The organism is Streptomyces sp. NRRL WC-3742, from assembly GCF_000720635.1.
Lineage (GTDB): Bacteria > Actinomycetota > Actinomycetes > Streptomycetales > Streptomycetaceae > Kitasatospora.
Map to the genome: position 1 here is coordinate 28955 of NZ_JOCF01000019.1, position 13254 is coordinate 42208.

Genomic DNA, 13254 nt, shown 5'->3' on the forward strand with positions numbered 1-13254 from the left:
CCGGCATCAATCAAAAGGTTGAACTCCGGCTCTGCCCTTCGATGCCGAGGATGCAATCCCGGGTGCGATGCCCGCCGGGGCCCGCCTCCAGCAGGGTGGAACCGTCGGAGATCCAGCTGTGCAGAGAGAGGCCCACACCGTGTTCGTCGCCTGGAGGGACCTGAGGTTCGCCAAGGGCCGGTTCGCCCTGATGGGCACCGTCATCGTCCTGATCACCGTCCTGGTCGGCCTGCTGTCCGGGCTGACGGCCGGGCTCGGCCGCCAGAACATCTCGGCGATCACGGGCCTGCCCGCCGACCACCTGGTCTTCGGCCGCCCCGCCGACGGCCAGAAGCTCTCCTTCACCGACTCCCAGGTCACCCCCGGGCAGTGGCAGGACTGGTCCCGCGAGCCGGGCGTCACCTCCGCGCAGCCGCTCGGCATCACCACCACCAAGGCTTCCGCCGGGCAGCGCACCGCCGCCCTCTCCGCCTTCGGCGTCCCGGACGGCTCCGGCCTCGCCCCGCAGGGCTCCCTGATCGCCCCCGGCCGGGCCGTACTGTCCAGGACCGCCGCCGAGAACCTCGGCCACCTCGCCCCCGGCGCGGAGTTCAGCCTCGCAGGCCACCGCCTCACCGTGGCCGCCGTCGACGGCGACGCCGCGTACAGCCACACCCCGGTCGTCTGGACCAGCCTCGGCGACTGGCAGCGCCTCGCCCCCGGCGGCGAGGGCCACGCCACCGTCATCGCCCTCACCACCGGCAAGGGCGCCGACCTCGCCGGCGCCGACGCCCGGCACTCCACCGTCACCCACAGCCGCGAGGACTCGCTGGCCGCGATCGGCTCCTACACCTCCGAGAACGGCTCGCTGCAGCTGATGCGCGGCTTCCTGTTCGCCATCTCGGCCCTGGTCATCGGCGCCTTCTTCACCGTCTGGACGATCCAACGCAGCGGCGACGTCGCGGTGTTGAAGGCGCTCGGCGCCTCCACCCGCTACCTGCTGCGCGACGCCCTCGGCCAGGCCGTCCTGCTGCTGGTCCTCGGCACCCTGCTGGGCACGGCCATCGCCTCCGGCTTCGGCGCGCTGATCGGCTCCGCCGTCCCCTTCGTCCTGGACGCCCCGACCGTCCTGTTCCCGGCCCTCGTCATGATCGCCCTCGGCGCGGTCGGCGCGGGCCTGTCCATCCGCCGGATCACCTCCGTCGACCCGCTGACCGCCCTGGGGAGCGCCCGTTGAACGAGCGAAGCGAAGTGACCATCGAAAGGTGCGCGTGGGCGAATGCCCCCGCCGAGCGAAGCGAGGCGGGGGCATGAGCCTCGAACTGGACCGCATCACCCTCACCTACCCGGACGGCGACGGGCGGCTCACCGCCCTCGACGAGGTCTCCCTCACCGTCCCCAAGGGCAGCATCACCGCCGTGATCGGCCCCTCCGGCTCCGGCAAGTCCAGCCTCCTGGCCGTCGCCGCCACGCTCATCACCCCGGACTCCGGCCGCGTCGTCGTGGACGGCACCGACACCACGGGCCTCGGCCGCGCCGAACTCACCGCCCTGCGCCGCAGCCGCATCGGCATCGTCTTCCAGCAGCCCAACCTGCTGCCCTCGCTCACCGCCGTCGAACAGCTCCAGGTCATGGCCCACCTCGACGGCCGCGCCCCCCGCTCCGCCCTCCCCCGGGCCCTCGAGCTCCTCGACGCCGTCGGCCTGCGCGACCAGGCCACCCGCCGCCCCCACCAGCTCTCCGGCGGCCAACGCCAACGCGTCAACATCGCCCGCGCCCTGATGAACGACCCCACGGTGCTCCTGGTCGACGAACCCACCAGCGCCCTCGACCACGAACGCGGCGCAGCCGTCCTCGACCTGCTCGCCGACCTCACCCACCGCCGCGCCACCGCGACGGTCCTGGTGACCCACGACCGCACCCACCTGACCACCATCGACCAGGTCGCCGAGGTGAGGGACGGCCGCCTGACCCTGCCCGCAGCGGCGGTCTAACGGAACCGGTCGGCAGCCAAATTGCGAGTCGCTGAACGACCTTCGCATTCTCCAGACCGACTTCGAAGCACGCCCCCATCACATCGGTGAGGATCTCCCCGTGGCGCCCATCAGGGACCGGTTCGACGGAGACCTCACCGCCGAGCACCTCCACGCGATGCTTCGGGAAGCGTTCGAAGAGGGCTTCGGCCATGTCGAGCACGTGGTTCCTCACGAGCGGATTCTCGTGCGATCGGATTCTCGTGCGATCCGCAGGCCGAAACTCCCACATGCCCAGGCAAAAGCCACCCGAACGGGTGGTTTGGCCCTACCGGGCCCGGAGGCGGAGGGCGGGCTGGGGCTGCTCGGGCTCGCCCTCGCCGGCCCAGAGGGACCGTACGTGGCTGAGGTGGCGGGTCATGCACGCCTCGGCGGCCTCCGCGTCGCCGGCGATCATCAGGTCGAGGAGTTCCAGGTGCTCCTCCGCCGAGGAGACCAGCTGGCCCTGCTCGTCGAGGCGGGTCAGGCCGTAGAGGCGGGAGCGCTTGCGCAGGTCGCCGACGACCTCGACCAGGCGCGCGTTGCCGGCCAGGCCCAGCAGGTCGAGGTGGAACTGCCGGTCCGCCTCCAGGTAGCCGATGAGGTCGTGCTTGCGCGCGGCGGCGACGATCGCCTCGGCCTGCGGCCGCAGGCGCTCCAGCTGCTCGCGCGTCGCCGTGCGGGTCACCCGGCCCACGGTCGGGACCTCGATGAGGGCACGGATCTCGGTGAAGTCGTCGAGGTCGCGCTCGGTGAGTTCGGTGACCCGGAAGCCCTTGTTGCGGACGGCCTCGACGAGGCCCTCGCGGGCCAGGTCGAGCATGGCCTCGCGCACCGGGGTGGCGGAGACGCCGAAGTCGGCGGCGAGGGCGGGCGCGGAGTAGACGACGCCGGGGCGCAGCTCGCCGGAGATGAGGGCCGCCCGGAGTGCGTGGGCGACCTGGTCGCGGAGCCGCTCCTGGACGGAGATCAGGGTGCGGGGTTTGAGGTCGGCCATGGTGTTCCTCCGGGTGGGTGCAGGACACCAGTGTACAATGTCACGTTACGTTGCGTATGCAACCGTCCACGCCTCCGACCCCTGCGCGAGACATCGTCCCAGCGCAGGACCGGCCTGACAACGGCCAGCCGCACACGACCTGCAACCACCCGCCGGAGAGACACAGTTGGGGCCGCTCCCACGCCGACCTCACCCCGACGACCGCCGGTACACCTCCGCCGCCACCGCCAGGTCCTCCCAGGCCATGCCGACGCTCTTGAAGAAGCGCGGCCGCCCCCTCAGCACCAGCGCGTCGCCGCGCACCAGCTCGGCCAGGTTCCACACCTGCCGCCCGGCGACGCCCGCCATGATCAGGTCCCCGGCCTCCCGCGCTGCCACCGCCCGTGCCTCCACGTACAGTTCGGCCCGCCGCACCAGCGTCTCGTCCACCTCCCGCGCGTCCACCTCGTGCGAGCCGACCGCCGCGACCGCCGCGTGGTCGGGCACGGCGGCGCCGTCGAACAGCGGGGTGCGCGCGGTGGTGCAGCACACGACCAGATCGGCTTCGGAGACGGCCTCCGCCGTGCCCACCGAGGCGGCGAGCCCCAGCCGCCGCCCGTACGCCGCCAGCATCTCCGCCCGTTCGGCGTTGCGCGCCACCACGGTGAGCCGGGTGAGCGGCCGCAGGGCGAGCAGCGCGTCCAGGTGCCCGTACGCCTGCGGCCCGGCGCCGAACAGCACCAGGTGCGAAGCCTGCGGCTCGGCGAGGCGGGACAGCGCGGCGGCGGTGACGGCGGGGGTGCGCAGCGCGGTGAGCGCCGCGCCGTCGAGCAGGGCGAGGGGTTGCAGCGTGGGCCCGTCGAGCAGCAGGTAGCTGCCGGTGATCCGGGGCAGCCCGAGCTCCGGGTTCGCGGGCGCCACACCCGCGATCTTCACCCCGGCGTACGGTCCGGCGGCCGCCGGCATCAGCAGCAGTTCCCCGGCGGGCACCGGTACGGCCGACCGGGCGGGTGCCTGCTCGGGGTCGAACCCCTCCTGCAGCACCCGCTCGATCGCCCGCACCGCGTCGACGGGCCCGACCCCGCCGACTCCCGGTACGGCGTACTGGAGCGGCACAACCGCCGTACCGGGCCGTATGGTCGAGCTCACAGGAGGAACCCCGTTCCCAGGTCGTCGCCGTCCTCGAGCTGGAAGAGGTGCTCGCCGGTGCGGTGCGCCGTGCCGGTGACCTCGGTGACGACGCCCTCGCCCAGCGGGTCGCCCCCGGCGAGGACGCGCCCGCCGAAGACCGTCCCGATGATCGACTCGTGCCGCAGCTCCTCGCCCGGTGCGAGCCGCCCCTCGGCGGCGAGGATCGCGAGCCGGGCGGAGGTGCCGGAGCCGCAGGGCGAGCGGTCGATCTGCCCGTCCGCGAAGACGGTGACGTTGCGCTGGCTCAACACCCCGCCGTCGACACCGAGTTCGTCGTACAGGATCACCCCGTACACCCCCGACAGCCGGGGGTCGTCCGGGTGCGAGACCGCCGCCGACCCGGCCAGCAGGTCCCTGATCTCCCGCCCGGCGGCGGTGAGTTCGGGCAGCTGCCCGGCCTCGACCGCCAGCCCGAGCGAGGCGGCCGGCACCGAGGCGTAGCAGGCGCCGGAGTGCGCCACCGCCACCTCGACCGGCCCCCGGGAGGTCTCCAGCGCCAGCTTCAACTCGGCCACCCGGGTGGGCACGTTGCGGAAGGTCACCCCCGTGGTGCGACCTTCCGCCCGATGCACCAGCGCGGTGACCCGACCCGAGGGCACGTCGATGCGCACCCGCGCCACCCCGTTGTCGGGGGCGGCGACGAGCCCGGAGTCGACGGCCCAGGCGCCGAGCGCGATGGTGCCGTGCCCGCAGGCCGTCGAGTAGCCGTCCTTGTGCCAGAACAGCACGCCGAGGTGCGCCTCCGCGTCGTCCGCCGGCACGACGAACCCGCCGTACATCCCGGCGTGCCCGCGCGGCTCGCGGCTGAGCAGCTGCCGCACCTCGTCCAGGGCGGAAGCCCGGGGCGCCGTCGCGCTGCCGCCCGCCCCGATCGCGATGGCCCGACGCTCGGCGACGCTGTCGCCGGGCACGGGCGGCAGCCCGTCGAGGACGATCCGGAACGGCTCCCCGGCGCTGTGGTAGTCGACGGTACGCACCCTTGTCGCAGGCTCCCGCACCACAGGCTCCCCCATCACAGGCTCCCGCCCGGCAGGACGCTGACCGTCCGGCCGACGGTGTAGAAGTCCAGTGCGGCCCGGCCCTGTTCGCGCTCGCCGTGGCTCGCGCCCTTGGTGCCGCCGAAGGGCAGGTGGAAGTCGACGCCGCTGGAGGGGGCGTTGACCCGGATCATGCCCGCGTCCAGCCGGTCGGCGGCGGCGAGCGCCACGTCCAGGCTGCGGGTGTGCACGGAGGTGGCGAGGCTGTGCGGGGTGTCGTTGGCGAGTTCGATGGCTGCGTCCAGGTCGGCCACCGCGTGCAGCACGGCGACCGGGCCGAAGAACTCCTCGCGCGCCAGCGGGTGTTCGGCCGGAACGTCCGCCAGCAGCGTCGGTTCGACGTACCAGCCGGCCCGCTCGGGCACGCCGCCGCCGACGAGCAGGGTGGCCCCGGCCTCGACGGCCGAGCCGACGGCGTCCACCAACCGATCCCGCGCGGCGGCCCCGATGACGGGCCCGCACACCGCGTCGTCCACGGACGCCAGCGCCTTGACCAGCGCCTCGCGCAGCGGCCCGTGCGCGGCGCCGACCGCGATCACCCGGCTGGTGGCGGTGCACTTCTGCCCGGCGTACCCGGCGACGGCGGCCGCGATGTGCTCGGCGGCCAGCGCGATGTCGGCGTCGGGCAGCACCAACGCGGCGTTCAGCCCGCCGAGTTCGGCCTGCACGGGCACCCCGCGCTCGGTGGCGGCGCGCACCACGGCCCGCCCGACCCCGGTGGAGCCGGTGAACGAGACCACGTCCGCCGTCCCGACCAGCGCCGAGCCCTCCTCGGCCCCGCCCGGCACCACCGTGAACACGTCCTCGGGGAGCCCGGCCGAGGAGGCCAGCTCCGCCAGCCGCAGCGCGCAGGCGGTCGCCTCCGGCGCCGGCTTGAGCACCACCGTGTTCCCGGTCGCCAGGGCCGGCGCCGCCTTCCAACTGGGGATCGCCAGCGGGAAGTTCCACGGGGCGATCAGCCCGGCCACCCCGTGCGGGCGCCGCCGGGTGAGCAGCAGTCCCGGCCCGCCGGCGGTCTCGTGCACCTCCCCGGCGGCCGCGTACGGCGCCTGCGCGTAGTAGCGCCAGATCGCCGAGGTCCGGGCGACCTCGCCGCGCGCCTCGGCGAGCGGCTTGCCGACCTCGCGCACGATCAGCGCGGCGAGTTCCCCGGCGTGGGCGTCGATCGCATCGGCGATCCGCCCGAGCGCCGCCGAGCGGGCGCCCGCTCCGGCCGCGACCCAGCCGCGCTGAGCGGCCCTGGCCCGCAGCACGGCGGAGCGCACGGCCTCGGCGCCCGGTTCCTCGACGGCGAGGACGACGTCGGCCGGGTCGGCGGGGTTGGAGGAGGTGATGGTCATGACTACCAGCCCTTCGGCAGGGTTGCGGAGCAGGGGGTTCAGAGCAGGAAGCCTGCCGGGAACGGGTCGGTCGGGTCGAGGAGGTACTGGGCCGTCCCCGTGACCCAGGCGCGCCCGGTGACGGTGGGCACGACGGCGGGCCGGCCGGCCACCGTGGTCTCCTCGACGAGCCGCCCGGTGAAGGTCGTCCCGATGAAGGAGTCGTTGCGGAAGTCCCGTCCCAGCGGCAGTTCGCCGCGCGCGTGCAGCTGCGCCATCCGCGCCGAGGTGCCGGTGCCGCAGGGCGAGCGGTCGAACCAGCCGGGGTGGATGGCCATCGCGTGCCGGGAGTGCTCGGCGGTGGAGCCGGGCGCGGCGAGGTAGACGTGGTGGCAGCTGTGGATGGACGGGTTCTCGGGGTGGACGGGCCGGTCGGGGCCCTCGTTGATCGCGTCCATCAGGGCGAGGCCCGCGGCCAGGATCTCCTGCTTGCGCTCGCGCTCGAAGGGCAGCCCGAACTCGGCGAGCGGCAGGATCGCGTAGAAGTTGCCGCCGTACGCGAGGTCGTAGGTCACCGTGCCGTACCCCGGAACCTCGATCTTGCGGTCCAGGCCGACGGCGTAGGAGGCCACGTTGCGGATGGTGACGGCCTTGGCCGCGCCGTCCTCGACGCGCACCTCGGCGACGACCAGCCCGGCGGGCGTGTCCAGGCGCACGGTGGTGACGGGTTCGACGACGGGCACCATCCCGGTCTCGACCAGCACGGTGGCCACCCCGATGGTCCCGTGCCCGCACATCGGCAGCAGCCCGGAGACCTCGATGAACAGCACGCCGTAGTCGGCGTCCGGCCGGGTGGGCGGCTGCAGGATCGCCCCGCTCATCGAGGCGTGGCCGCGCGGCTCGTACATCAGCAGCGTGCGGTAGTGGTCCAGGTTCTCCTGGAAGTGCACCCGGCGCTCGGCCATGGTCGCACCGGGGATGACGCCGAACCCGCCGGTGATGACCCGGGTCGGCATGCCCTCGGTGTGCGAGTCGACGGCGTGGAACACATGACGGCTGCGCATGAGGCACAACTCCAGTGGGCGATGAGAACGTTGGGGGTCCGAACCGGCTGCCCCCGCAGCCGGTCGGGGTGGTTCGGACGATCAGGCGAGGCCCTCGGCCAGCGCCTTCTCGGTCGCGGCCCGCACGGCGGCCTCGATCTCCGGGGTCAGCGGCACGCGCGGCGGGCGCACGGGGCCGCCGGGGCGACCGGCGATGTCCATGGACAGCTTGATCGCCTGGACGAACTCCGTCTTGGAGTCCCAGCGCAGCAGCGAGTGCAGCGACTTGTAGAGCGGCAGCGCCGTCTCCAGGTCCCCGTCGACGGCGGCCTGGTACAGCGCCACGGACGCCTCCGGCAGCGCGTTCGGGTAACCGGCGATCCAGCCGACCGCACCGGCCAGCGCCAGCTCCAGCAGCACGTCGTCCGCACCGATCAGCAGGTCCAGCCCGGGGGCCAGTTCGGCGATCTCGTACGCCCGGCGCACGTCCCCGCTGAACTCCTTGACGGCGACGATCGAGCCGTCCTGGTGCAGCTCGGCCAGCAGCGAGGGCACCAGGTCGACCTTGGTGTCGATCGGGTTGTTGTACGCGACCACCGGCACCCCGGCCTTGGCGACCTCGGCGTAGTGGGCGCGCACCGAGGCGGCGTCGGCCCGGTAGGCGTTGGGCGGCAGCAGCAGGACGGAGCCGGCGCCGGCCTCGGCGGCCTGCTCGGCCCAGCGGCGGGACTCGGCGCTGCCGTAGGCGGCCACGCCGGGCATGACGCGGGAGCCGTCGCCGGCCGCCTCGACGGCAACCTCGACGATGCGGGTGCGCTCCTCGGCGGTGAGCGTCTGGTACTCGCCGAGCGAGCCGTTGGGGACGACGCCGTCGCAGCCGGACTCGATCAGCCAGCGGACGTGCTCGGCGTACGCGTCGTAGTCGACGGACAGGTCCGGGCGCAGCGGGATCGCGGTGGCGACCATGATGCCGCGCCAGGGGCGGGTGGTGTCGTGCGCGGTGTGGGACACGGTGTTCTCCTTGGTGAGGTGTGACATTTTATTAGTGGGGACAGGCCGGAGACAAGAGTCTCCGACCAAAGGTTCAGGAAATCGGGTCAGGAAATCGGGTCCACGAAGCCGGGTTCACGAGACCGGATTCACGAGACCGGGTTCACGAGACCGGGTTCACGAGACCGGGTTCACGAGACCGGGGGCTCCCCCGCCGCCAGTTGCGCCAGCGGCACCGGGCACCCGAACGGCCGCCGGTCGGGGCCCGAGTCCGAGGCACCCGCCAGACAGGCCACCGCCGGGCCGCACATCCGCCCCTGGCACCAGCCCATCCCGGCCCGGGTGAGCAGCTTGACGGTACGGGCGTCGCCCGCCCCCAGCTCCTCGACCGCCTCGCGCACCTTCGCGACCGGCACCTCCTCGCACCGGCAGACGTCGGTGTCCGGCCGCAGCCAGCCCGTCCAGCCCGGCCCGGGCCGGTGCGCGCCCGCCATCAGCTCGGCGAAGGCCCGCAGCCGCCCCCGCCGGCGCAGCAGCGCGCCCCGCGGGGCCACCCCGGCCACGGCGTACGCGGCCAGCGTGCCCTCGGCGATCGCGAGGTCCGCGCCGCCGACGCCGTTGGTCTCCCCCGCGGACCACAGGCCCGGCACGCTGGTCGCCATCCGCTCGTCCACGGCCAGGGCCACCGCGCCGTCCGGGCAGGTCCGGGTGGCGGCGCCCAGCTCGGTGGCCAGGTCGATCTGCGGCAGCAGCCCGTGCCCGACGGCCAGCGCGTCGCAGTCGATGCGCCGCTCGCTGCCGGGCACCGGCCGCCAGTCGCCGTCCAGCCGGGCGACGGTGACGCCGGTGACCCGGTCCGTCCCGTGCGCCTCGACGACGGCGCTGCGCAGCCGCAGCCGGACGCGGTGGCGCAGCAGCGCCGTGCCGTGCCCGGCGCCCTCGACGAGCTTGGCGGGGACGGCCGCCAGCACGTCGGGCCGCCGGGCGTAGCCGAGGTATCCGGTGGCCTCGACCACCGCGGGCACCGAGGCCCCGGCGGTGACCAGCGAGGAGGCCGCCGCGAGCAGCAGCGGCCCGCTGCCGGCCACCACGATCCGCCGCCCGGGCAGCACCAGGCCGGATTTCAGCATGGCCTGCGCGCCCCCGGCGGTGACGACCCCGGGCAGCGTCCAGCCGGGGAACGGCAGCTGCCGCTCGTACGCGCCGGTGGCGAGCAGCACGTGCCGCGCCCGCAGGGCCGTACGGTCCCCGGCGTCCGGCCCGCGCGTGACGTGCACGGTCCAGCCCCGGTCGGTGCGCTCCAGCGCCCACACCTGGTGCCCGCCGCGGAACTGCGCGCGCGACTGCGCGGCCAGCCGCCCGGCCAGGCCCGTGTAGACGGACCACCCGTGGTGCAGCCGGTCCGGCCGGGCGGCGCCCATCCCGGGCGCCGGGTGGCGGTAGTACTGCCCGCCGGTGGCCCCGGAGCCGTCCAGCAGGACGCAGCGCAGCCCCAGGTCGGCGGCGGTCACGGCGGCGGCCAGCCCTGCGGGGCCAGCGCCGATCACCACCAGGTCGAACGCGTCAGACGGCGAGGTCGGCACGGCCGTGGCCCTCCTGGGTGGTGACGACGGTGCCCGGCTCGGCGGGCAGCAGGCAGGTGCGCTGGTTGGGCCGGCCGTCGACGACGGCCAGGCAGTCGAAGCAGGCGCCGATCCCGCAGAACACCCCGCGCGGCCGCCCGCCGACGCGGGTGGTGCGCCAGGCGAGCACGCCGTCCGCCCAGAGCGCGGCGGCGATCGACTGCCCGGGCAGCGCGGGCACGGCCCGGCCGTCGAACTCGATGTGGTGGGCGGGCCCGGGCTCTGCCCCGACCAGCCCGGCGGGGGTACGGCGGCGGCTCATCGGCGGCCTCTCCAATCCAGCGACGATCCAGAAATCTCGGACATCAGGCGGGGAACCGGTCGGCACGGAACGGCGCGAGGTCCAGCTCCGGCCGCTTTCCGGTCAGCTGCTCGCTGATCAGCAGCCCGGTGGCCGGGGCCAGCCCGATGCCGGCCCCCTCGTGCCCGCAGGCGTGGTACAGCCCGGGCACCCGGGCGTCCGCCCCGATGGCCGGCAGGTGGTCCGGCAGGTACGGGCGGAAGCCCCGGTAGGCCCGCATCACGGTCACCTCGGCGAGCACCGGGAACAGCGCGGCGGCCTGCCCGGCGAGCCGGCGCAGGACCTCCTGGGAGAGCGTGCGGTCGAAGCCCACGCGCTCCCGGCTGGCGCCGATCAGCACCGGCCCGCCGGGGGTGCCCTCGACGACGCCGGAGGTCTGGAGGTCCGCCGATCCGCTGGCCACGTCGGCCACGTAGTCGGCGGCGTACACCTTGTGCCGCACGATCCTGGGCAGCGGCTCGGTGACGAGCACGAAGCCGCGCCGGGGCATCACCGGCAGGTTCACCCCGGCCAGGGCCGCCAGTTCGCCGCCCCAGGTCCCGGCCGCGTTGACGACGGCGGGCGCGGCCAGCTCGCGCCGCTCGGTCCGTACGCCGCGCACCGCACCGTCCGGGCCCAGGTCGACGGCGGTGACGCTCTCGCCGGTGATCAGCTCGGCGCCCATCCGGCGGGCCTCGCGCAGCAGGTGGGCGGCGGCGAGGGCGGGCTGGACCTGGGCGTCCTGCGGGTAGAGGAACCCTCCGGCGAGCCCGGGGGCGAGGTGCGGCTCCAGCTCGTGCAGCCGCTCGGCGGGGACCTCCTCGGCCTCCACGCCCACCGAACGCTGCTCGGCGGCGAACTCCCGCAGCGCCCGCTGTCCGTCGGCGGTGGAGGCGACGACCACCCCGCCCTTTGGCTCGTACTCCGTGACCGGGCCGAGCACCTCGGCGAGTTCGCGCCAGAGCCGGGTGCTCAGCAGCGCGAGGTCGAGTTCGGGCCCTGGCTCCTTGTCGGAGACCAGCAGATTGCCCTCGCCGGCGCCGGTCGTCCCGCCGGCCACCGGCCCGCGGTCGACGACGGCCACGGCGAGCCCGGCGCGGGCGGCGTAGTACGCGCAGGCGGCGCCGACCACTCCGGCGCCGACCACGACGACGTCCAGGGGAGGTCTCCGAGTCATCAGCACGCCAGTAATATGTCACATGCCATCCACCCTGCCAAGGCTTCCGGAACGGCGAAAAGCCCCGGCCAGCGGGCCGGGGCTCCTCGCTCGACGATCACGGGATCAGGATCAGGTGATGTCGTCCATCTGCTCGCGGCGCGCCGCCGGCACCGGCGCCGCGCTCGCCACCGGGGCGCCCGAGGCGTGCACGCCCTCGACGCCCGCGACCGGCTGCACCGACAGGTCCAGGTGCGAGGCTTCCTCGTCGTCCAGGTCCGCGTCCGGGTTGCGGCGCCGCCTGCGCCGGTCGTTCAGCAGCGCGATGCCCACCGCGATGAAGTACAGCGCCCAGATCGGCGCGGCCAGCGCCAGCATGCTCACCGGGTCCGCGCTCGGCATCGCGAAGGCCGCGAACACCGTGATCGCCATGACCATCCCGCGCCACCAGCCCAGCAGCCGCTTGCCGGTGACCATGCCGATCATGTTCATCATCACGAGCAGCAGGGGGAACTCGAAGGCCAGCCCGAAGACCAGCACCATCCGCGTCGCGATGTCGAAGTAGTCGTTCGGCGGCAGGATCGGCGTGGTCTGGTCCGGGGTGAACTGGATCAGCACCTCGACGGTCGTCGGCAGCACCAGGAAGGCCACGGCCACGCCCGCCAGGAACAGCGGCGCCCCGCACACCATGAAGATGACGCTGTACTTCTTCTCGTGCTTGTGCAGACCGGGCGCCACGAACGCCCACACCTGCCAGAGCCAGACCGGCACCGCACCCACCACACCGGCCGTCAGCGCCACCTGGAGCATCCAGGTGAAACCGGAGGTCAGCCCGATGTTGGAGACCTGCGCGCACTTCCCGTGGTAGTCCTTCGCCGTGTCCGTGGTGCACTGCGGCAGCGGCTTGAGCAGGAAGGTCTCGATCTGCTTGTGGTAGATCAGGGCGACGATCGTGATCACCACGATCGCCAGGACCGACTTCACCACCCGGTTGCGCAGTTCCCGCAGGTGGTCGGCCAGAGCCATCCGCCCCTCAGGATTCTTGGACGCCTTCGGCGCCTTGGAAAGCTTGCTCAACCCCGGTCCTCAGAAGATCGTGCGTAGAGGCCCGCCGGTCGACGGGCCTGAGTGGTCGCGCAGGTCACGCCTGGACGACGGGCGGCTCAGCGCCGCCCTTCGCCCTCGGCCTCGGTCACCGGACGGGCCGTGGAGGAGGCACCCGGCGCGGACTGGACGGTCTTCTCCGACGGACCGCCGGACACCGCCTCCGGAGCGGCGGGCGGCGCCGCCGGCTCCCCGTCCGTCCTCATCGCCTTGGCCTCGCTCTTGAGGATGCGCAGCGACTGCCCCAGCGACCGCGCCACACCGGGCAGCCTCTTGGCTCCGAACAGCACGATGGCGAAGATCACGACCACCACGATCGCGGTCATCGAGATGCGCATGCGCGACCACCTTCACTCATGGCGGCCCACCGGGCCGTCCGCGCGGATCGTAACCGCTGCGGATGACGCCCCGACGACGACCGCCCGAACAGGACAGCGGCCCCCGACGGACGGTGCGGGAGTTTCAGGAGCCATCTGAGAGCGTAACCCGCCCTCACGCCCGTGCATCAGCCCCGGTACCGCCGAACCCGCGACCTGTGCTATCGC

Annotated in this window: 13 protein-coding genes; 2 read left to right on the forward strand and 11 right to left on the reverse strand. The window is 74.0% G+C overall.

The window, feature by feature from the left end; genetic code table 11:
* Positions 1–139 precede the first annotated feature (139 nt).
* Both IH61_RS0113230 and IH61_RS0113235 read left to right on the forward strand, forming a co-directional pair.
* Positions 140–1216: an ABC transporter permease gene (locus IH61_RS0113230; protein ID WP_031069126.1), complete on the forward strand. Its 1077-nt coding sequence runs from the start codon at positions 140–142 to the stop codon at positions 1214–1216.
* A 73-nt stretch (positions 1217–1289) separates the two neighbouring features.
* A complete protein-coding gene (locus IH61_RS0113235) occupies positions 1290–1973 on the forward strand; it encodes an ABC transporter ATP-binding protein (RefSeq protein ID WP_031069128.1) in 684 nt (227 codons plus the stop codon).
* Positions 1974–2280: 307 nt separating this feature from the next.
* On the opposite strand, the gene IH61_RS0113240 is transcribed toward IH61_RS0113235, so the two are convergent.
* From IH61_RS0113240 to tatA, 11 genes are all read right to left on the reverse strand, one after another.
* The gene (locus tag IH61_RS0113240) at positions 2281–2988 is read right to left on the reverse strand and encodes a GntR family transcriptional regulator (RefSeq protein WP_031069129.1); all 708 of its coding nucleotides are present in this window, start codon (positions 2986–2988) and stop codon (positions 2281–2283) included.
* A 189-nt stretch (positions 2989–3177) separates the two neighbouring features.
* Complete coding sequence (locus IH61_RS0113245; protein ID WP_324607599.1) at positions 3178–4116, reverse strand: ornithine cyclodeaminase family protein; 939 nt, start codon at positions 4114–4116, stop codon at positions 3178–3180.
* Positions 4113–5171 carry a proline racemase family protein gene (locus IH61_RS0113250; protein ID WP_031069134.1) on the reverse strand — a complete coding sequence of 353 codons (1059 nt, stop codon included), beginning with the start codon at positions 5169–5171 and terminating at the stop codon, positions 4113–4115. The genes IH61_RS0113245 and IH61_RS0113250 overlap by 4 nt, the downstream gene beginning before the upstream one ends.
* Positions 5171–6535: an aldehyde dehydrogenase family protein gene (locus tag IH61_RS0113255; protein WP_031069136.1), complete on the reverse strand. Its 1365-nt coding sequence runs from the start codon at positions 6533–6535 to the stop codon at positions 5171–5173. The genes IH61_RS0113250 and IH61_RS0113255 overlap by 1 nt, the downstream gene beginning before the upstream one ends.
* A 38-nt stretch (positions 6536–6573) precedes the next feature.
* Positions 6574–7578, reverse strand: coding sequence for a proline racemase family protein (locus IH61_RS0113260; protein WP_031069139.1), 1005 nt, complete (start codon positions 7576–7578; stop codon positions 6574–6576).
* 81 nt (positions 7579–7659) lie between these two features.
* Positions 7660–8595 carry a dihydrodipicolinate synthase family protein gene (locus IH61_RS0113265; RefSeq protein ID WP_107057123.1) on the reverse strand — a complete coding sequence of 312 codons (936 nt, stop codon included), beginning with the start codon at positions 8593–8595 and terminating at the stop codon, positions 7660–7662.
* A gap of 143 nt (positions 8596–8738) precedes the next feature.
* A complete protein-coding gene (locus IH61_RS0113270; protein ID WP_031069143.1) occupies positions 8739–10130 on the reverse strand; it encodes an NAD(P)/FAD-dependent oxidoreductase in 1392 nt (463 codons plus the stop codon).
* Positions 10111–10431: a (2Fe-2S)-binding protein gene (locus tag IH61_RS0113275; protein ID WP_031069145.1), complete on the reverse strand. Its 321-nt coding sequence runs from the start codon at positions 10429–10431 to the stop codon at positions 10111–10113. Before IH61_RS0113275 ends, IH61_RS0113270 begins: the two co-directional genes overlap by 20 nt.
* A gap of 43 nt (positions 10432–10474) precedes the next feature.
* Complete coding sequence (locus IH61_RS0113280) at positions 10475–11626, reverse strand: NAD(P)/FAD-dependent oxidoreductase (RefSeq protein WP_031069147.1); 1152 nt, start codon at positions 11624–11626, stop codon at positions 10475–10477.
* Between the two features lie 111 nt (positions 11627–11737).
* Positions 11738–12631, reverse strand: coding sequence for a twin-arginine translocase subunit TatC (gene tatC, locus IH61_RS0113285; protein WP_051836967.1), 894 nt, complete (start codon positions 12629–12631; stop codon positions 11738–11740).
* Positions 12632–12768: 137 nt separating this feature from the next.
* Positions 12769–13047, reverse strand: coding sequence for a Sec-independent protein translocase subunit TatA (tatA, locus tag IH61_RS0113290; protein WP_031069150.1), 279 nt, complete (start codon positions 13045–13047; stop codon positions 12769–12771).
* Between the last annotated feature and the right edge of the window lie 207 nt (positions 13048–13254).